This is a genomic window from Pseudomonas rustica (genome assembly GCF_018336155.1).
Classification (GTDB): domain Bacteria; phylum Pseudomonadota; class Gammaproteobacteria; order Pseudomonadales; family Pseudomonadaceae; genus Aquipseudomonas; species Aquipseudomonas rustica.
The window spans coordinates 480,635-499,551 of record NZ_JAGYHF010000001.1 but is presented as its reverse complement, the minus strand read 5'-3'; the positions used below and the strand labels follow the sequence as shown (position 1 = coordinate 499,551).

Below are 18,917 nucleotides of genomic sequence, written 5' to 3'. Positions count from 1 at the left end.
GTGACCTGTGGCGGAAGATAAGGTCAGTGATGGCATACTGTCCAGCCCGTTTGTTAACAAATTTTTCCAAGGAAAATGGTTGATGGAATTCACCAGCGGCTTCTTGCTGAGCCTTTCGCTGTGCCTGGATATCGGCGTGGCCAACATCGCAATGATCACATTGGCGATGCAGCGCGGTTACTTTCAAGGCTTCGCGCTGGGCCTTGGCACCTGCGTCGGCGACTTGATTTATGCGGTGCTGGCGCTGGCCGGGATGACAGTTCTGCTGCAATACGAAAGCGTGCGCTGGGTGCTGTGGATCGGCGGTTCGGCGCTGCTGATCTACTTTGCGGCGAAGATGATTTACTCGGCGATCCATCACGAAGCGCTGCTGGCCGAGACGGCGGAGGTGGGGCAGAACTCCCATCGCAAGGAATTCTTTCGTGGGATTTTTCTCGCCATGTCTTCGCCGAGCGCGATTCTTTGGTTCGCTGCGGTGGGCGGCACGCTGATCGCCCGCTCCGGTGGCGGTGGCCCGGTGAGTTCGGCGCTGTTCCTCGGTGGTTTTCTCTGCGCCGGGCTGCTGTGGTCGGCCGGTTTGTGCTTTGCTGCCAGCCACGGTGGCAAGCTGTTGGGCGACAAGCTGTTGCGCTATTCCTACATGGCATCTGCAGCGATCTTCTGCTATTTCGCAGTCTACGTGATCGTATCCGGCTACAACGAATTCGTCGGTTCCGGTGCCGTCGAGCAGTTGCATTCGCTGTAACCGTGCGAAACGGGTTTGGCTTTCTATACTCCCAGCCGAACCCCTTTTTTGTGCCAGGAGTCGAGTCATGGATGAGCAAACACGCGTCGAAGTGGCTGAACCTCGCTTCGAACATGGACACTTCCTGCTGATTGCAGGATTTGGCGATCGATTTACCCAAGACACCGCCAAGGACATCCCGGCGCTGTGGGAGAAATTCCTGCCGCATCTGGGGCGAATTCCCGGGCAAAAAGGCGAAGTGACCTACGGCGTCTGCTGCAATTTCGACGGCAAGGGCGGCTTCGATTACATCGCCGGCGTGGAAATCACCAAGCTCGACGAACTGCCGCAGGACGTCTATCGCTGGGTCGAAGTGCTGCCCCGTCAATACGCGGTGTTCGAACACAAAGGCCCGCTCGATCAGTTGCCGCAAACCCTGCAATACATCTACAAAACCTGGTTGCCGACCTCTCACTACGTCGAGCTGAACGCCCCGGAACTGGAGCGTTACAGCGCCGATTTCAACCCGCGCCTGCACACTGGCAAACTGGAAATCTGTGTGCCGGTCGATACCAAGGCTTGAGCCACAGCCGATGAGGCGGATCACTGATCCGCCTCAGGCGTTTGCGCCGTGTGCGGATCGATATGCCCCCGCGATTCCTTTATGCTTTCGGCACTTTCTTCTGCTGATTTCCGAGCCGCCATGAACACCGTCATCCGCAACGTCACCGCCGCCGACCTGGATCGCTGCTACGCCATCGAAACCGTTGCCTACGAAGGCGACGAAGCCGCCACCCGCGAGAAAATCGCCACGCGTATCGCCACCTGGCCGGAAGGCTTTGTCGTGGCGGAAGTGGATGGCGTGGTGGCGGGGTTCGTCAATTCGGGCGCGGCGTTTGATGTGCAGATGTCGGATGAGGCGTTCAAAGAGTTGATCGGCCATGACCCGAAAGGGCCGAACGTGGTGATCATGTCGGTGGTGGTGCACCCGGATTATCAGGGGCAAGGGTTGGCGAAGCGCTTGATGGCTGAGTTTATCGAGCGTATGCGCGGGATGGACAAGGCGACGATTCATTTGATGTGCAAGGAAAAGCATATTCCGCTGTACGCCGGGTTTGGCTTTGCCTACATCAAACCGTCGGAGTCGGATCACGGCGGGATGGCGTGGCACGAGATGATCCTTACCCTCTAAAGCCAACCCGATCTCCACTGTAGGAGCTGCCGAAGGCTGCGATCTTTTGATCTTGCTGTTAAGAAGATCAAGATCAAAAGATCGCAGCCTTCGGCAGCTCCTACAATGGTTTGAGTTGTGTCAGTAAGGGGGTCGGTTATCCGTTTTGATGCATCAAGGTCGTAGGTTTCGGCATCATGCATCCCTCGGTGTCTCAGAAAACCAGCCCCATGCGCCGTTCGTAACCGATCCGACCCTTGTACGCTTCGCCGCTGTCGACATAGCCGTGCTTGGCGTACAGCGCAATCGCCGCGTCGTTATCCGCGTCCACCGACAACTCCAGCCCTTTGATCTCCGGCCAAGCCTGACGCGCGACCTCGGGCAGCGCTCTCAGACACGCCTTGCCATAACCCTTGCCCTGCGCGCGGCGATCTACCTGCAACGCATGCAACGTGGCGCTGTGTTCATCAGCCCAGGCCGGCAACACGGGCGGGCGCTTGAGCAGCAGAAACGCCACCGGCACTTCATTCGCCAGCAAAGCAAAACCCTTTACGCCGGGGCCGGGTTTCGACAACAAGGTGTGCAACGCACCGTGAATATCGCCGGAGAACTTGATCTGCTCGGCATGGATTTCAATCGCCTCGACTTGCTGACGCTGCAAAGCATTCAGGCTGTCGTACGGCACGAGTTGGGCTGACACGGGAATTTCCTTTTTCCTACAAAGATAAGCCTCGGATTCTAGCGATTTTGGCCTCAGTGGAAATTTTTTGTTTCGCCTGTCGATCTGCCGATCCACCAAGCGACTAAGGGTGTCTTCACAACAAAAACCACGGAGAACACCATGAGCGCACAAAGTGATATCCAGACCCTGATCAACACCTACCGCGACGCCGTGATGAAAAAGGACGTAGAGAAAGTCATGGCGCTGTACGCCGACGACATCGTCTCGTTCGACGCGATCAAGGCCCTGCAATTCAAGGGCAAACCGGCGTACCGCGAACACTGGGTCGCGTGCATGGAAATGTGCCCCGGCCCGCACATTTTCGAATTCCATGAAATCGCCATCGAAAGCGCCGACAACATCGCCTTCGCGCACTGGGTGGCCAATTGCGGCGGCACCAATGAAAAAGGCGAAACCCAGAGCTGCTGGATGCGCGTCACCGCCTGCTATCGGCAGGTCGGCGGGGCGTGGAAAATCGCTCACGAACACTGGTCGGCGCCGTTCGATCCGATGAGCGGCGCGACCCTGTTCGATGTGCAACCCTGATCTTCAGCCATAGTTGATCCGTCCGCTTCAGGAGAACGCCATGAATTATTTATGCCTGGTCTACAGCGACGAGCGCTTGCTGCATTCATCGCCCGACAGCCCGGAAGACGCCGAATGCTGGGCCTACGCCGAGTCGATTCAGGGCAGCGGGCGAATGGTTGCCGCCGAGGCTTTGGAGTCAGTGCAGACCGCCACCACGGTGCGTATGCGCAACGGCAAACTGTCGATCACCGATGGCCCGTTCGCGGAAACCAAGGAGCAACTGGCCGGTTTCTATTTGATCGACGCCAAGGATCTCAACGAAGCGATTCAGGTCGCCGGCAACATTCCGGCGGCGCGGGTCGGCAGCGTTGAAGTGCGCCCGGTGCGGCAGTTGAATGTCTGAGGTTCGGACGCGGGTCGAGCAGGTCTATCGCGAAGACTCGCGGCGGATTCTGGCGACGCTGATTCGCCTGCTGGGTGATTTCGACCTCGCCGAAGAAGCCTTGCACGAGGCGTTCTTCGTCGCCGTCGAACGCTGGCAACGCGACGGCGTGCCGGACAATCCGCGCACCTGGCTGGTCTCGACCGGGCGCTTCAAGGCGATTGACGTATTGCGCCGCCGCGCCCGGTTCAAGGCCTCGCAGCCGATGTTGCTCGCGCAACTGGAAGAACTCGAACAGGCCGACTGGAGTGGCGAAGACGTGGAAGATGATCGTCTGCGACTGATCTTCACCTGTTGTCACCCGGCGCTGGCGGCGGATGCGCAAGTGCCGCTGACCTTGCGCGAAGTCTGCGACCTGACCACCGAAGAAATCGCCCGCGCCTTTATCTCGGCACCGGCGGCGATTGCCCAACGCATCGTGCGGGCGAAAGCCAAGATCCGTGACGCGAAAATCCCTTATCAAGTACCGAGCCTGAGCGAATTGCCCGAGCGCCTCGACAGCGTGTTGCGGGTGATTTATCTGGTGTTCAACGAAGGCTATTCGGCGTCGGTCGGCGCTGAACTGACCCGCGAAGATCTGACGCGTGAGGCGATCAGGTTGGGGCGGTTGTTGATGGAATTGCTGCCGGAGCCGGAAGTAATGGGGCTGCTGGCGATGATGCTGTTGCACGAATCACGACGCTCGGCGCGCACCTCGCCGAGTGGTGAACTGGTGCTGCTGGATGATCAGGATCGCGCGTTGTGGGATGCCGGGTTGATTGCTGAAGGTTGCGCGCTGGTCGAGCGCGCGCTGACCACGCGACGGTTTGGGCCGTATTGTTTGCAGGCAGCGATTGCGGCGGTGCATGCCGAAGCGCCGACGGCGGCGCAGACGGATTGGGAGCAGATCGTTGGTTTGTATGACGTGCTGTTGCGGGCGGTGCCTTCGCCGGTGATCGAGTTGAATCGAGCGGTGGCGGTGGCCAAGCGCGATGGGGCGTTGGCGGGGTTGCAGTTGATTGAAGGGATTTTGGCGCGGGGCGAGTTGCAGGATTATCACTTGGCGCATTCGGCGCGGGCGGAGTTTTGTCGGCAGTTGGGGCGGGTGGCGGAGGCGCGGGAGGCGTATTTGCGGGCGCTTGAATTGACGCGGCAGGAGCCGGAGCGGCGGTTTATTGAGGGGCGGCTTGGTGAACTGGGTTGAGCTGAAATCTTCACTGGTACTGCCGGCCTCTTCGCGAGCAAGCCCGCTCCCACAGTTGATCGCGTTCCAAATGTGGGAGCGGGCTTGCTCGCGAAGGGGCCATTAAGGCCAACCAATAAATCAGGCCTGCTGCCGGGTTGCAGCCATCACTATCTCGCGAATACAAACCCCCTGCGGCTGCCCATACGCATATTCAATCGCCGTCGCCACATCTTCAGCACTCAACACCGTGCCGCCCATGTCCTGCTTCCACGCCTGATACCCGGTCTTGATCGCCTCATCCGTGGTGTGGCTCAGCAACTCAGTTTCAACCGCCCCCGGCGCAATCGTCGTCACACGCACATTGTGCGGCGCCAGCTCCTCGCGCAGATTCTCCGACAACCCATGCACCGCAAACTTGGTGCCGACATACGCGACATGGTTCGGGAACGTCTTGCGCCCGGCCACCGAACTGACGTTGATAATCGTCCCGTGCTTACGCTCGATCATCCCGGCCACCACTGCGTGTACACCGTTGAGCAGACCCTTCACATTGACGTCGAGCATCTGATCCCACTGCGCCGGATCCTGCTCGCTCATTGCGCCCAGCAACATGACGCCAGCGTTGTTGATCAACGCATCTGCCGGGCCGAATTGCGCTTCGGCTTCAACCACCGCCGCGAGCAGTGCGCTGCGATCGGTGATGTCGACTTTGCGGCTCAGGCTGTGCGGCAGCGCCAACGCTTCAAGGCGTTCAACGCGACGCGCGAGCAACAGCAGCGGATGGCCGGCCGCGCTCAAACGACGGGCGGTGGCTTCGCCGATGCCCGAACTGGCACCGGTGATGATGATCAATGGCTTGCTCATGGGTGAACTCCTGAAATAAGTATTTCAAATGACTGAACGATGGGCGCAGTATATTTAGCGCCGTTGTGGCTGAAAAATGCCTTATTCCTCTGTCTGCTATCGGAATCACCTATGGATGTCCGTCATCTCAAAGCCTTCCTCGCCGTGTTCGAGGAACGCAACATCACCGCCGCCGCGCAGCGCCTGTTCATCAGCCAGCCGACGCTGTCGGTGACGATCAAACAGTTGGAGGAAGAGCTCGGCGCGACGTTATTCGTGCGCCAGCCGCGCGGTGTCGAAGTCAGTGATGAAGCGCGGTTGCTGTATCCGCAAGCGCGGCGAATGGTCGCCGACGCCGAGGCGCTGAGCCGAATGTTTCGCGGCCGCGAAAACCGTGCGCCGCTGACCCTCGGCATCGAGGGCGACATCGCTGCCAGCCACATCGAAGCCTTTGTACGCATGGCGCATCTGGCATTGCCGAATCTGTTGCTGACGATGGAGGAGGGCTGTCAGGGTGATGGACGCTTGGCGGTCGAAGAGATGTGTTGCGAGGACGAATTGTTCCTGCCGCTGTGGGAAGAATCCTATGTGATGGCGCTGCCGTTGAATCATCCAATGGCGGCGGTGCAAGCGAATTGGGTGCCGATTGAGGATTGGATTACCTGTCCGCAGCATCCGTCGCATCAGCGCTTGATGGCGTTGTACGGGCGTTCGCCGGAAGCGGTGGCGGGGCATGCCGGCTCGTTGCAACAGGCGTTGCACATGGTGGCGGCGGGAGTTGGCGTGGCGATGTTGCCGCAGTCATTGGTGACCGGACATGCGCGGGTGGTGGTGCGCCCGTTGCACCTGCCGGCACCGACGCGAAGGGTGGGGTTGTGTTATGCGGCGCAGGCGCTGGAAATGCCGGCGATGCGTGGGTTGCATGAGTATTTTTTGTTGAATCGACCGGTGGTGATTGAGGCTGCTTGAGGATCAAAAGATCGCAGCCTTCGGCAGCTCCTACAGAGGTACGCATTCCCATGTAGGAGCTGCCGAAGGCTGCGATCTTTTGATCTACTCCAACATCTTGTTAAGCAACCAGCTCCCCGCCGGCCCCGGCGGATACAGCCGCGACCACAGTGCATCGACAAACACCGGTTTCGGCCAGCCACGCACTTTCAACTCCACCAGCAAATCATTGCCAAACCGCTGCGCCAGCCAACGCGGCAACGGCGCCCAGCCGAAGCCCTTTTCGGCCATTTCCAGCAACATCAAATAACTCGGCGCCGACCACACCCGGCCTTTGCCACGACTGTCGTACGGATTAACGATGGTCGCCAAGCGCAGCTCGCGATGCAGCTCCAAGGTGTGCTGATCAATGTGCTCAAGCGTCGCCAACGGATGATCGCGATTGACGAACAGAGCTATTTCCGTGCGTTCGGCCACGGTCGAGGTCACCAGATCTGGCGGATAATTCTCCTGCATCTCCGCAAAGGCCAGATGCGCACGACCGCGTTGCACCAGTTCAATCAAGTCATCGCATTCAGCGATCAAACATTCCAGCTCCAGATCCGGATAACGCTGCTCAAACCCAGCCAGCGCCGCTTCAAAACGATACGACTGATAGGTGTCGGAAATCGCCACGGTCAGTTTCGGCTCGACACCCTGGGACAACTGCCGCGCGGTCATCTCCAGACGACTGGTCGCCGCCAGAATCGCCTCCGCTCGTTGCAACATCACATGGCCCGCGGGGGTGAGCGTAGGTTTGCGGCTGCTGCGATCGAACAGCACCAGATCCAGATCGATCTCAAGGCTGGCCACCGCCGCGCTGATGGTCGACTGACTGCGCCCGAGTTTGCGCGCCGCCGCCGAAAACGAACCTTGGGTCGCCGCTTGCACAAACGCCAACAGCACTTCTTGCGAGGCCATGAACTATCGCCTTGATCGATGGTTATTGGTTATGAAGTATCGGTGTGAGGGTGGATCATGGCAACCATCTTCACTCAAGGAGTCAGGCAATGACTGCCCCTAAATCCATCACTGAACGTATTTTCCAGGCCGTTGGTTTCGAACTGCTGGCCATTCTGATCTGCACGCCGCTGCTGGCGTGGCTGATGAAAAAACCGATGCTTGAAATGGGCGCGGTGACGGTGTTGATCGCGATGCTGGCGCTGGGCTGGAACGTGGTGTTCAACCGCTACTTCGACCGGGTGCTGGCGCGGATGAATGTTGCGCATAACGCCTGGGTGCGTGTGGTGCATGCGCTGCTGTTCGAGGGTGGCTTGATCGTGATGGGCGTGCCGCTGATTGCGTGGTGGTTGTCGGTCAGTTTGTGGCAGGCGTTTTTGCTGGATATCGGCGTGCTGCTGTTCTTCCTGCCGTACACCTATGTGTATCACTGGGCGTACGACGTGCTGCGCGAACGCTTCATGACCCGTGGTGTTTGTGAGGGTTAACCAAAACCTGTGGCGAGGGGATTATCCCCGTTGGCCTGCGCAGCAGGCCCATCTTTTCTGGATCAAAAGAGGGGGCGCTGCGCACCCCAACGGGGATAAATCCCCTCGCCACAATGGATGGGAGTCAGGTTTAGAGGAACATCCCGCCGGAGGCTTCAACCCGCTGCCCATTGATCCATTGCGCACCCGGCGACAGTAACAACGCCAGCGCTCCGCCAATATCATCCGGCTGACCGGCGCGTCCCAGCGCGGTGTTGTCCGCGACCATCGCATTCACCGCCGCATTATCGCGAACAGTCCCGCCACCAAAATCAGTTTCAATCGCGCCCGGCGCCAAAGTGTTAACGGCAATCTGCCGCGCGCCCAGCTCTTTCGCCTGATAACGAGTCAGCACTTCAATCGCGCCTTTCATCGCCGCATAAGCACTGGCGCCCGGGATGGTGAAACGCGCGAGGCCGCTGGAGATATTGATGATGCGTCCGCCGTCGTTAATCAGCGGCAAGAGTTGCTGCGTCAGGAAGAACGGCCCTTTGAAATGCACGTTCATCAGCATGTCGAATTGCTCAACCGTGGTCTCGGCGAAGCTCACGTGCAAACCGACCCCGGCGTTGTTGATCAAGAAATCGAAACGCTCGCGTTCAAATTGTTCGCGCAGCGCTTGCTCAACCTGACCGCCGAACCCGGCAAAGCTGTCGCTGCGACCGACGTCCAGTTGCAGCATCACCGCTTTGGCGCCGAGTTTTTCCAGCTCCACGACCAGCGCCTGCGCTTCATCCGCGCGGCTGTGATAAGTGCCGATGATGTCGACACCTTGGGCGGCGAGGTGCAGGGCGGCGTTTTTGCCGAGGCCACGACTGGCGCCGGTGATCAATGCGATTTTGCGGTTCATGGGACTTCCTCGATGCTGGTGAGTGGTGATGGGACTCAGTTTATTTGTCCGCCGATAGGTGATAAACAGACTGAAATCGGAATCACTGATCGGCTCAGCCGAACAATCGTCAGGTGCTCACATGAACAAACTGGAACTGCTGCGCACCTTCGTCCGGGTCAGCGAACTGTCGAGTTTCACCCACGCCGGCGAGAGCCTTGGCCTGCCGCGCTCCACCGTTTCCGAACATGTGCAGGCACTCGAAACACTGGTCGGCACGCGCCTGTTGCAGCGCACCACGCGCAAAGTGCAGGCGACGCAAGACGGACTGGTGTTGTACGAACGCAGCAAGGATCTGCTTTCGCACATGGACGAGATTGAAGGGTTGTTCCGCCAGGACGAGGCCGCGTTGACCGGACGCATTCGGGTCGACATGCCGAACATTCTGTCGCGACGTCTGGTCATGCCGCTGTTGCCTGAGTTCATGGATCGCCACCCAAATCTGGAACTGGAAATCAGTAGCACTGACCGCCGCGTCGATCTGCTCAGTGAGGGTTTTGATTGCGTAGTGCGCATTGGCGCGCAGCCGGATCAATCGGTGGTGGCGCGGCATTTGGGCGATTTTTCGATGATCAACTGCGCGAGCCCGGCGTACCTTGAACGCTATGGTGTGCCGCAGACGCTGGAGGATCTGGCGCAGCATCGGCTGGTGCATTACGTCGGCGTATTGGGTTCGCGTTCGGAAGGGTTTGTGTACGAGGAGGGAGGTGAGGTTAAGCGTTTGCCGATGGCGGGCAGTGTGACGGTTAACAGCACGGATGCTTATGAGTCGGCGTGTCTGGGCGGATTCGGTTTGACCCAAGTGCCGCGCTCGGGCATGAAAGCACATTTGGATAACGGCGAACTGGTGACGGTGTTGCCGCAGTTTACGGCGCCGTCGATGGCGATTTCGTTGTTGTATGCCCGGCAGCGGCATTTGCCGTTGCGCGTGCGGGTGTTTATGGATTGGCTCGGCGATGTGATCCGCTCAACCCTCTAACCCACACCTTGCACTCAAACCTCACTGGATCTCTATCTGAAACGGCTACCTGTAGGAGCTGCCGCAGGCTGCGATCTTTTGATCTTTAAAACAGGATCAAAAGATCGCAGCCTTCGGCAGCTCCTACAGGGAATTGTTGTGGGTCAGAAGATTTGGGTGAACAGCCAGTAGAGGCTGCCCGACAGCAGGATCGCCGCCGGCAACGTCAGCACCCACGCCATCAGCAAATTGCGGATGGTCTTCATCTGCAACCCGCCACCGTTGGCAACCATCGTCCCCGCCACACCCGACGACAACACATGCGTCGTCGACACCGGCAAACCAAACATATCCGCCGCACCAATGGTCAGCATCGCCACGGTTTCCGCCGACGCACCCTGGGCATACGTCAGGTGCGTCTTGCCGATTTTTTCACCCACCGTCACCACAATCCGCTTCCAGCCAACCATGGTGCCAAGCCCCAGTGCGATGGCCACGGCGATCTTCACCCACAGCGGAATAAACCGCGTGGCGTTGTCGATCTGTTGCTTGAACAGTTGCAGTTTGCTGCTGGTGTCGGCGTCGAAATTGCCGACCTTGTTCTTGTCCATCAGGCGAATGCTTTCGCTGGCCAGGTACATGTCGTTACGCACGTTGCCCATGGCTTCGGCCGGGACTTTCGCCAGCGAACCGTAGCCCCGGACTTCTTCGCCGATGTGCCCGGTGAGGGCGGCGAGGGCGGGGATCAGTTGCGGCGTGGCTTCCTTGCTGCGCACGTAATCGGAAAGGATCGGACGCGGATCAGCCGGCGCCGGCTGCGGCGCACTTTTTACCAACGCTTGTTGGGTGACTTGCGCTACAGCGGCGAATTGCAGCGATTGTTCCTCGGGCATGGTGCGGTTCAAGGCGTACGCCATCGGCAGCGTGCCGACCAGAATCAACATGATCAGGCCCATGCCTTTCTGGCCGTCGTTGGAGCCGTGAGCGAAGGACACGCCGGTGCACGTGGCGATCAGCAAACCGCGAATCCACCAGGGCGGCGGCGCGTTGCCTTCCGGTGCCTTGTACAGCGAACGATTTTTCACGAACGCGCGCAGCGCCAGCAGCAACAGCGCGGCACAACCGAAACCCACCAGCGGTGAGAGCAGCAGCGCGTAACCGATCTTGGTCGCCTGCGCCCAGTCGACACCGCTGGTGCCGTCGCGGCCGTGCATCAAGGCATTGGCCACGCCGACGCCGATGATCGAACCGATCAGCGTGTGCGACGAAGACGCCGGCAAACCCAGCCACCAAGTGCCGAGGTTCCACAGGATCGCGGCGATCAACAGGGCGAAGATCATCGCGAAACCGGCCGACGAACCGACCTGCAGAATCAACTCAACCGGCAGCAGAGCGATGATGCCGAACGCCACCGCGCCGCTCGAAAGCAGCACACCGAGAAAGTTGAAAAAACCCGACCAGACCACCGCGACATTCGGCGGCAGCGAGTGGGTATAGATCACCGTGGCGACGGCGTTGGCGGTGTCATGGAAACCGTTGACGAACTCGAAGCCCAGCGCAATCAGCAGCGCGACGCCGAGCAGCAGAAACGGCGTCCACGTCGTGACGACCGTGCCGAGCTCGTGCATGTCGTGCATCAGGCTATAGGCGGTGAACAGCATGCCCATCGCCAGCACGGCAAAAAAAATCACGTAGGTGAACGGGCTGGTTTTCTTGTCGAGGGCGGGCCTGCCGCTGGGGGCGGATGTGTGGCTGGCGGTCAGGGAGGGAGTAGCCATGAGCGGACAATCCTCAGCGAGGGAAGGAATGTCGCCCATGATCATTGCAGAATGTTACAGAGAGACTGCGGCAGATCAGTGTTTGGATGAATAGCCTGACCATTGATCTGTTGAGTCCATTCCTGAACTCTGGGGAATTAAGGTGAGCTTTTGTGGCGAGGGGATTTATCCCCGTTGGGTTGCGAAGCAGCCCCAAAACCATTCACCTCGGTCAATCAGCTCAACCGCGATCACCGGATTTACGACTGCTGCGCAGCCGAACGGGGATAAATCCCCTCGCCACAGGATCTTTGTCATCTCGATAGATCTCTGCAGCGACAATAGACCTGTGGTACGCAAGGGTCAGTAATCACCTCTTTTACGAAACGCCCACCTTCCGGCAATCACGGTAAACGTCGCCACCAGCGCCACCAATATCCAGAACCCTTCCGGATCCTGCGACAGTGGCACCCCGCCCACATTCATCCCGAAAAAACCGGCAATGATGTTGATCGGCAGCGCCAGCACCGTCACCACGGTCAGGGTAAACAGCGTGCGGTTGCTCTGTTCGTTGAGGTTGGCGGCGATCTCTTCCTGTAGCAATTTGATCCGCTCACCCAGCGCCGTGAGGTCGTTGATGATCAGCGCAAACTCTTCAGTGGATTTGCGCAGCTCCTTGACGTCCTCCTTCTGTAACCACGGCGGCGGCCGGTTGAGCAGACGCAGCAACGAACCCGGCTCCAGTGCCAACAGCCGTTGCAGCCGCACCAGCACCCGTCGATTGGCACCCAGTTCAGCGCGGTTGGTCGACAGCTTTGAGGAGAGCAATTCATCCTCTACCTGATCCACACTCATACTGGTCTTGCGCACGATTTGCGTCAGCACCTCGCCCTGATCCCGCAGCAAATGCACGAGCAATTCCGACGGTGAACGAAAGCGCTCACCAGCCTTCACCGACGAACGCAATTTATCCACCGAGTGCAGCGGTTGCAGGCGCGCGCTGACGATCAATTTGCTGCGCACGCAGACCCACAATGTCGACACGTCCGACGACACCATGCTGCTGAGGTTGAACACCACATCGTTGACCACCGCCAGCAACGCCGAATCGACATGCTCGATGCGCGTCGAGCGCGAGCCTTCATGCAACGCCTCGAAAAATTCTTCAGGCAATTGCAGATGACTCTTCATCCAGCGCTCGCACGCGGCGTGGGCGAGATTGAGGTGCAGCCAGAGAAATTCGCCGCTGTCGCTGTCGTCCTGCAAACAGCGTAAGGCCGTCGCCGAATCCACTTCGCGGCCACGTTCGCCGGGCAGAAAACGAAAACCGTAGAGCAGGCCAAACAGATCGGGATCGCGATGACTGATGTCGAGGCTGTGGTTCATGGAGGCTCGCTGCGAGGAGGGCGTCTGGCGTGGGGTTTACAGATTCACCTGCTCGGCATCTTCGCAATCGTGCGTGACGGTTTTGTGACCGCTCGATGACGGGGTGACATGTACCGATTTCGATACCGTGTGGGTACACAGTCGATCTCAATTCATCGCGACCCTGGTCGATGACCGCTTATCTATCACCGGTATTGGAGTATTTCCATGGTCAGCATCAGCTCTGTTTCGATCAATCAGACTGTCACTACGTCCACCAGTAAAACCACGATCAACGACGTTGGCGACGACACCACCACCGCCGCGACGGCAACTGCGAGTGCATCCGGCGATGCGCCGAAAGCGGCGGGCGGCGCGGCACCGGCGGGGGATAGCAGTTCCAGCAGCAGTGAAGAATCGGATTCGGTGAAGGAGCTGCGCAAGCAGATTGCCGAGCTGCAAAAGCAATTGCAGCAACAGCAGCAGGCGCTGCAGGCGGCGCAGGCGAAGCAGGAAAGCGCGGATGCCAAAGCGGCGGACGTGGCGGCAGCGCAGGCGCAGATCACCACGACGTCGGCTTCTTTGCAGACCGCTACGGCGTCGTTGTTGCAGGCATTGCAGGATTCGGGGTCGAGTACGTCGGGGGCGCTGGTCAGTACTTCGGCGTGATGGCTTTTCCCCTCACCCTAACCCTCTCCCGGGGGGAGAGGGGACTGACCGAGGTGTTCTTTTAAGGTTCACCGACCTGAGATTTCGAGCCGTACTTTGACTTTGAAAAGCTCACGATTTGCTCCCTTTCCCCCTCGCCCCCTTGGGGGAGAGGGCTGGGGTGAGGGGGTAAAATCCCACCGTCGACAAATCTCTCAGACCAAACAAAAAAAGCCGCACGATCTTTCAATCGTGCGGCTTTCGCTAGTGCGCTGTATCAGTGGTCTTGCTTGTTGCTCAGCACTTTACCGGTAGTGGCGTCGAAGTCGACATCCCACTCAGTGCCATCGGCCAGGCGCAGTTCAACTTCATACTCATAACCATTGAAGTGGTTATCCAGATCGGTGTCAGTGATGGTCGCACCCGGGTGCAGTTTCAACGCTTCAGCGTTCATCGATTCCAGCGACTTGATCTTGCCTTCCTTCACCAACTGAGGGATCTGGTCGACGCGAACATCAGCTTGGGCCAGGCCAGCAGTCAGGGTCAGAGCAGCGGCAGTAAACAGGGCAGTCAAAGTTTTCATCGGTTCAATCCTTTAGTGGTGTGTCTAATTGGGTGAGCTGTTTAAGTGAGTTCAGGTTAACCAGCGCAACTTAACTCACCCTTAAAAACTTGCACCGCCAACAAACAGCTCTTACAGGAGCGCGCCTGCTCGCGATGCAGACAACTCGATCGCCAATCAATAACCGTTGTTCTTCAACACCTGATCAACACTGCCGGCCGCCGGACGCTTATAGAACTTCAACAGTTCGCTGGCGCGGTTGGTGAAGATGCCGTCGACACCCGCCGCCATCACTTTCTCGAAATCCACCGGCTCATCGACGGTGTAAACGTGAACGAGCATGCCTTGATCGTGGGTGTACTTATTCATCCACGGTTGCACCAGATCCGAATAGCTTTGATCGCCGCTGTTGGTCAACTTCGCGGAAGGGCCGGTGCCGATTGCACCCTGAGCCTTGGCGTAGTCGACCCACTGCTTGAACTCGGCTTCAGACTTCGGCTCCTGTTTGCCGTAGAAAACGTTTTTGTCCTTCTCGCCCGACTCGGCAAAGGTCACTTTCGACTTCGGTTCGATGCTGCCTTCGCCGACCCACAACAGAAGAATTTTCGGCACTTGCGGCATTTCTTTTTCCAGCAGTTCGAGGCTGTTTTTCTCGAACGTCTGCAGGATTACCTTGCCTTTACCCTGACCCACGCCCAACGGGCTTTTCGCCAGTTTCGAACCGGCCGGGCTCAGCCAGCCGCGATCCTGGAGTTTTTCCTTGAGGTCATGCTCGATGCCCGGGAACAGCTGCGGCTCTTTGGTTTCGATGTACAGGCCTGGCTTGTGGTGCGGGTTGGCCTGGGCGATGTTGATGATTTCGTCCAAGGTCAGAATTTTCAGCCCGGCATAAGAAGGACGCGCGCGCTCCGGGTACTTGGCGTTGAACCAGCTGCCGGCGTCGAGGGTTTTCAGTTCGGCCATGGTGAAGGCGTTGGCCGGGCTGTCCTTGCGATCCGGGAACTTGCTCGCGACGTCGGTGGTGCGCTGCAGATTGTCATCGTGCAGGGCGAACAGCACGCCATCCTTGCTGCGCTGCAAATCCATTTCCAGATAATCAGCGCCGAGGTCGCGGGCCAGTGTGTAGGAGGCGGCAGTGGATTCCGGAGCATCGAAGGACGCGCCACGGTGAGCGATCACCGCCGGGTGCGGGATGCCATGCGCCCCGGCCACGGCGTCGGGATTGCTCTGGCTGGCGGCGTGCGCCTGACCGAATCCGAGCAACAGGCTCAGCATGAGGGCGCTTTTGGTGAAAGTGGCGGGCATGTTCGAGATCCTTTCGCGGGTCTGTTTCAAAGACGTACCTTTTAACAACTGAATCGATTGCGTGCTATCGCCAGACCGACATAAATGTATTAAAACCGAATTTTCCTACAATTCTGCTCGCCAACTGCAGTACGCTTGCCCTCGGCAGACGCCCCGGCAGAGGGCGCGCCACTCGATCACCTTGCGTGTAAACCATCGATCACTTTTCGTGAGGTTTACCATGCGCATCACCTCCCAACTCATCTGCCAGGCTGCCGACGACCTCAAGGGTTTTGTCGGCCTCAATCGTAAAACCGGTCAATACATCGTGCGTTTCAGCGAAGATTCGTTCGGCATGGACGTGGCCGATGACGGCATTATTCCGACCAGCGAATTCGTCTGGGCGCCGGCGACCGAGCAGACCATGACGCTTAAACGTGAGTTGATTCAGTTGCTGCTGGATCAGCATATCGATGAGCGGATCAACATTACCGAGCCGTTGCGGGTGTATATGCAGAAGGTTGAAGTGCCGGAGATTGTGGCGGTGCGCAGCTTGGTGCGTGGTTGAGATTTTGCTGTGACTGAGAGCGCCTCTTCGCGAGCAAGCTCGGCTCCTACAAGGATTGGTGGCGCTCGCAAATCTTTTGTAGGAGCCGAGCTTGCTCGCGAAGGCGGCCTAGACTGCGCCGCCATCCTCACTGCCCAAACCGATACTCCCGCTCAACCCTGCAAACCCGCGTATGAAACTTCGAATACCAAATCGATCGCCCACGCTCCTGAATCACCCGATGCTCAGGATTCTGCCGCCACGCAAGAATCGCCGCCTCACTCTCCCAATACGACACAGTAATGCCGACACCATCCGCCCCACGAACCGACTCCACACCGAGATACCCCGGTTGCATATTCACCAGTTCTTCCATGCGCTCGGCGGCTGCGGCATAACCGTTATCACCCTCGGTGCGCGTCGAGGTGAAGATCACCGCAAAACACGAGGTCATTGCTGTGCCTCCACGCAAGCTTCGACAAACGCCCGCACCAGCGGCGGGATTTTCCCTTTGAGCGCCGCGCGTTCCGGCTGGAACAACGTTGCGACAAAGAACCGATGATCCTTGAGCTCGATCGCGCGTAAATCCCCCACCGAATCATGCCCTGTGGCGTGTAGGCCATTGCTCAGAAGATCACCCTCGAACCGCGGATTCACACCGTAACGGCAGCGATAGCCTTCCTGAATTTCCGACGTTTCGTACGCCTTGGCGATCAGTGAACCGGATACCAGATGAATGCTGTCCACCGCTTCGACCAGTGAACAGGTCAACGGCGTGAGCAAAGCACGTTCGGAATCGGGCGACGTTTCGCCGTGCTCTGCGTCGGCCCAGCCCAGCACGTTGCGGGAAAATTCCAGCACGGCATGTTGAAAACCACCGCAGGTGCCGAGGAAAGGTCGCTGCTGCTCGCGGGCAAAACGGATGGCCCGCAGAGCGCCGGCTTCGTTTTTGTAAGGGCTGGCAGGGACGCACCAGATGCCGTCGAAACGATGCAGCGCGGTATCGACGTGGTTCTGGTCGGTGGCCAGCCATTCGAAATGCACGGGGCGGGCGAGGTGTTCAGCGATCAGCCCAAGGGCGACGGGGATGGCCTGGTGGGCCGTCACCTGCGGGTCGTAATCGCCGATGAGGGCGATGGAAACAGCGTCCATGTAAATTCCTTTTTGAATAGATCGATGAACCCCTGTGGCGAGGGGATTTATCCCCGTTGGGCAGCGAAGCGGCCCCAAGATTTCAAGAGCGACGACTGCTTCGCAGCCGAACGGGGATAAATCCCCTCACCACAGAGTTTTGCGTTTGCTTTGAAGAAGGTGTGATTGCCCGCTAACGCCACTCACTATAGATTGGCGCTCACGCACTCAATATTGGCGTTTCCCCAAGTGATCAATGCAGCGGCGCACTATCAGCTCGACTACCCCGATCTCGCCCTGATCCTCGCTTTAGTGCGCGGCGGCTCTCTGGCCCGTGCATCTCAGCTGCTAAAAGTAGACGTCTCCACCGTGTTCCGCGCCGTGCGCCGTCTCGAGTCGGCACTCGGTCAGCAACTCTTCGAAAAAAGCCGCGCCGGTTACCTGCCGACCACCCTCGCACAGAACCTCGCCGAGCAGGCCGAACGCGCCGAGCAGGCCCTCGAAGCGGCACGCATTGGCGTGGAGCAGGGCGGTGAAGTGATCAGCGGCACGGTGCGTCTGACCTGCACCGACTCGGTACTGCAAGGCCTGCTGCTGCCGGCGCTGGCGCAGTTCATGCCCAACTACCCGGCGCTGACCATCGAACTGAGCACCTCCAACGACTTCGCCAACCTCAGCCGCCGTGATGCCGACATTGCCCTGCGTCTGACACGCACACCGCCGGAGCACTTGGTCGGACGGCAACTGGCGAAGATTTCCTACAGGGTCTGTGCCAGTCCGCGCTATCTGCAGAACGTCGATCCAACCGATCTGGCCGCGCTGACCTGGATCGCCCCGGACGACTTTCTGCCCGATCACCCGACCATCGCCTGGCGCCGTCAGCACTTGCCCGGCGTTGTGCCGGGTTATCGCTGCAACAGCATGTTGTCGGTGACTGAACTGGTACGCGCCGGGCTCGGTGTGGCGGCATTGCCGGATTTTCTGATGGGCGATGACCTGCAAGCCTTGAGCGAACCGTTGCACGGTTACGACACCGCGCTGTGGCTGCTGACCCGTCCGGATTGCCGGGCGTTGCGCTCGGTGGTCACGCTGTTCGATGAACTTGGGCGGGCGCTGCGTCTGCCGTGATCAGCGCTGCGCAGACTGGCGCATGTGATCGTGCATCTCGCTGGTGAGACTTTCGATGCGCTCGGTCAGGCTCTTGGTCATTTCAGTGAGGCGGGTGTTTTGCTCCAGCAACTCCAGTAACTGCGCTGTGTTCTGTGCGGCCTGAGCCTGACGCTCAGTATTAGCTCGCGCGAGGTCTTCACGGTGCTGGGCGTCGGCGTCGGATTGCGCCTTGTCGCGCGCGGCTTGGCGGGTTTGCGCGAGCAGAATCAGCGGCGCGGCGTAGGCCGATTGCAGGCTGAACGCGAGGTTGAGCAGGATGAACGGGTAAACGTCGAACGTGGTCACGCCGAAAACGTTGAGGCAGACCCACAGCAACACGATCAGGGTTTGCGCGCCGAGAAATGTCGGCGTGCCGAAGAACCGCGCAAAGGCCTCGGCGCGCAGGGCGAAGGTGTCGTTGCCGAACGTGGTGGCGAGGTGGGCGTGAGGGCGGTGGAAGCGCAGGTGATCGGTGGGATCGGTGGTGGGTTTTTCGGATGGGTCAGGGGTCATGATGGGCTCGGCGGGGTTGGGTGGCTGTGCATCACTATAGTCTTGC

General features: G+C 59.1%; 23 protein-coding genes. 12 read left to right on the top strand and 11 right to left on the bottom strand.

Annotated features, from left to right (window positions below; translation table 11 throughout):
* The first annotated feature begins 82 nt into the window (after window positions 1-82).
* The 3 genes from KFS80_RS02320 (at window position 83) to KFS80_RS02310 (ending at window position 1,916) form a co-directional block, all read left to right on the top strand.
* Window positions 83-745, top strand: a complete 663-nt coding sequence (locus tag KFS80_RS02320; protein ID WP_212543864.1) for a LysE family translocator — start codon at window positions 83-85, stop codon at window positions 743-745.
* Window positions 746-812: 67 nt separating this feature from the next.
* Window positions 813-1,307 carry a GyrI-like domain-containing protein gene (locus KFS80_RS02315; RefSeq protein ID WP_053122959.1) on the top strand — a complete coding sequence of 165 codons (495 nt, stop codon included), beginning with the start codon at window positions 813-815 and terminating at the stop codon, window positions 1,305-1,307.
* 120 nt (window positions 1,308-1,427) lie between these two features.
* Window positions 1,428-1,916: a GNAT family N-acetyltransferase gene (locus KFS80_RS02310; RefSeq protein WP_053122958.1), complete on the top strand. Its 489-nt coding sequence runs from the start codon at window positions 1,428-1,430 to the stop codon at window positions 1,914-1,916.
* Between the two features lie 193 nt (window positions 1,917-2,109).
* Here KFS80_RS02310 and KFS80_RS02305 read toward each other — a convergent pair whose 3' ends face one another.
* Complete coding sequence (locus KFS80_RS02305) at window positions 2,110-2,595, bottom strand: GNAT family N-acetyltransferase (protein WP_212543863.1); 486 nt, start codon at window positions 2,593-2,595, stop codon at window positions 2,110-2,112.
* A 141-nt stretch (window positions 2,596-2,736) separates the two neighbouring features.
* Here KFS80_RS02305 and KFS80_RS02300 point away from each other — a divergent pair, with 141 nt between their 5' ends.
* From KFS80_RS02300 to KFS80_RS02290, 3 genes are read left to right on the top strand one after another with little or no spacing between them, the layout of a single operon-like run.
* Window positions 2,737-3,162 (top strand): YybH family protein, encoded by a 426-nt coding sequence (locus tag KFS80_RS02300; protein ID WP_212543862.1) that lies wholly within the window; start codon window positions 2,737-2,739, stop codon window positions 3,160-3,162.
* Window positions 3,163-3,202: 40 nt separating this feature from the next.
* The gene (locus tag KFS80_RS02295) at window positions 3,203-3,547 is read left to right on the top strand and encodes a YciI family protein (RefSeq protein WP_212543861.1); all 345 of its coding nucleotides are present in this window, start codon (window positions 3,203-3,205) and stop codon (window positions 3,545-3,547) included.
* The gene (locus KFS80_RS02290; RefSeq protein WP_212543860.1) at window positions 3,540-4,769 is read left to right on the top strand and encodes an RNA polymerase sigma factor; all 1,230 of its coding nucleotides are present in this window, start codon (window positions 3,540-3,542) and stop codon (window positions 4,767-4,769) included. Before KFS80_RS02295 ends, KFS80_RS02290 begins: the two co-directional genes overlap by 8 nt.
* A 120-nt stretch (window positions 4,770-4,889) precedes the next feature.
* Here KFS80_RS02290 and KFS80_RS02285 read toward each other — a convergent pair whose 3' ends face one another.
* Window positions 4,890-5,615, bottom strand: a complete 726-nt coding sequence (locus KFS80_RS02285; RefSeq protein WP_212543859.1) for an SDR family oxidoreductase — start codon at window positions 5,613-5,615, stop codon at window positions 4,890-4,892.
* A 111-nt stretch (window positions 5,616-5,726) separates the two neighbouring features.
* On the opposite strand from KFS80_RS02285, the gene KFS80_RS02280 reads away from it, so the two are divergent.
* A complete protein-coding gene (locus KFS80_RS02280; RefSeq protein ID WP_212543858.1) occupies window positions 5,727-6,563 on the top strand; it encodes a LysR family transcriptional regulator in 837 nt (278 codons plus the stop codon).
* 84 nt (window positions 6,564-6,647) lie between these two features.
* Here KFS80_RS02280 and KFS80_RS02275 read toward each other — a convergent pair whose 3' ends face one another.
* Window positions 6,648-7,502, bottom strand: coding sequence for a LysR family transcriptional regulator (locus KFS80_RS02275; protein ID WP_212543857.1), 855 nt, complete (start codon window positions 7,500-7,502; stop codon window positions 6,648-6,650).
* An 89-nt stretch (window positions 7,503-7,591) separates the two neighbouring features.
* Between KFS80_RS02275 and KFS80_RS02270 the strand changes: the two genes are divergently transcribed.
* A complete protein-coding gene (locus KFS80_RS02270) occupies window positions 7,592-8,029 on the top strand; it encodes a multidrug/biocide efflux PACE transporter (RefSeq protein WP_212543856.1) in 438 nt (145 codons plus the stop codon).
* Window positions 8,030-8,159: 130 nt separating this feature from the next.
* On the opposite strand, the gene KFS80_RS02265 is transcribed toward KFS80_RS02270, so the two are convergent.
* Window positions 8,160-8,918 (bottom strand): SDR family NAD(P)-dependent oxidoreductase, encoded by a 759-nt coding sequence (locus KFS80_RS02265; RefSeq protein WP_212543855.1) that lies wholly within the window; start codon window positions 8,916-8,918, stop codon window positions 8,160-8,162.
* A 121-nt stretch (window positions 8,919-9,039) separates the two neighbouring features.
* Between KFS80_RS02265 and KFS80_RS02260 the strand changes: the two genes are divergently transcribed.
* Window positions 9,040-9,936: a LysR family transcriptional regulator gene (locus KFS80_RS02260; protein ID WP_212543854.1), complete on the top strand. Its 897-nt coding sequence runs from the start codon at window positions 9,040-9,042 to the stop codon at window positions 9,934-9,936.
* Window positions 9,937-10,079: 143 nt separating this feature from the next.
* Here the strand turns inward: KFS80_RS02260 and KFS80_RS02255 are convergent, their stop codons facing one another.
* Window positions 10,080-11,693, bottom strand: coding sequence for an inorganic phosphate transporter (locus tag KFS80_RS02255; RefSeq protein ID WP_212543853.1), 1,614 nt, complete (start codon window positions 11,691-11,693; stop codon window positions 10,080-10,082).
* A gap of 342 nt (window positions 11,694-12,035) precedes the next feature.
* Window positions 12,036-13,058, bottom strand: a complete 1,023-nt coding sequence (locus KFS80_RS02250) for a transporter (RefSeq protein ID WP_212543852.1) — start codon at window positions 13,056-13,058, stop codon at window positions 12,036-12,038.
* 207 nt (window positions 13,059-13,265) lie between these two features.
* Here KFS80_RS02250 and KFS80_RS02245 point away from each other — a divergent pair, with 207 nt between their 5' ends.
* Entirely contained in the window at window positions 13,266-13,706 is a 441-nt protein-coding gene (locus tag KFS80_RS02245) for a hypothetical protein (protein ID WP_212543851.1), read from the top strand.
* 256 nt (window positions 13,707-13,962) lie between these two features.
* Here the strand turns inward: KFS80_RS02245 and KFS80_RS02240 are convergent, their stop codons facing one another.
* Window positions 13,963-14,268 (bottom strand): PepSY domain-containing protein, encoded by a 306-nt coding sequence (locus KFS80_RS02240; protein WP_159812753.1) that lies wholly within the window; start codon window positions 14,266-14,268, stop codon window positions 13,963-13,965.
* Window positions 14,269-14,424: 156 nt separating this feature from the next.
* Window positions 14,425-15,552 (bottom strand): glycerophosphodiester phosphodiesterase, encoded by a 1,128-nt coding sequence (locus KFS80_RS02235; RefSeq protein ID WP_053122929.1) that lies wholly within the window; start codon window positions 15,550-15,552, stop codon window positions 14,425-14,427.
* Between the two features lie 220 nt (window positions 15,553-15,772).
* Between KFS80_RS02235 and KFS80_RS02230 the strand changes: the two genes are divergently transcribed.
* The gene (locus KFS80_RS02230) at window positions 15,773-16,099 is read left to right on the top strand and encodes a DUF2025 family protein (protein WP_159812749.1); all 327 of its coding nucleotides are present in this window, start codon (window positions 15,773-15,775) and stop codon (window positions 16,097-16,099) included.
* Window positions 16,100-16,226: 127 nt separating this feature from the next.
* Here the strand turns inward: KFS80_RS02230 and KFS80_RS02225 are convergent, their stop codons facing one another.
* A complete protein-coding gene (locus tag KFS80_RS02225; RefSeq protein WP_159812747.1) occupies window positions 16,227-16,532 on the bottom strand; it encodes an antibiotic biosynthesis monooxygenase family protein in 306 nt (101 codons plus the stop codon).
* Window positions 16,529-17,230 carry a CTP synthase C-terminal region-related (seleno)protein gene (locus tag KFS80_RS02220; RefSeq protein ID WP_218959136.1) on the bottom strand — a complete coding sequence of 234 codons (702 nt, stop codon included), beginning with the start codon at window positions 17,228-17,230 and terminating at the stop codon, window positions 16,529-16,531. Before KFS80_RS02220 ends, KFS80_RS02225 begins: the two co-directional genes overlap by 4 nt.
* Window positions 17,231-17,458: 228 nt before the next feature.
* Between KFS80_RS02220 and KFS80_RS02215 the strand changes: the two genes are divergently transcribed.
* Window positions 17,459-18,337 (top strand): LysR family transcriptional regulator, encoded by an 879-nt coding sequence (locus KFS80_RS02215; RefSeq protein WP_420851013.1) that lies wholly within the window; start codon window positions 17,459-17,461, stop codon window positions 18,335-18,337.
* Here the strand turns inward: KFS80_RS02215 and KFS80_RS02210 are convergent, their stop codons facing one another.
* The gene (locus tag KFS80_RS02210) at window positions 18,338-18,871 is read right to left on the bottom strand and encodes a DUF1003 domain-containing protein (RefSeq protein ID WP_053122919.1); all 534 of its coding nucleotides are present in this window, start codon (window positions 18,869-18,871) and stop codon (window positions 18,338-18,340) included.
* Window positions 18,872-18,917 lie beyond the last annotated feature (46 nt).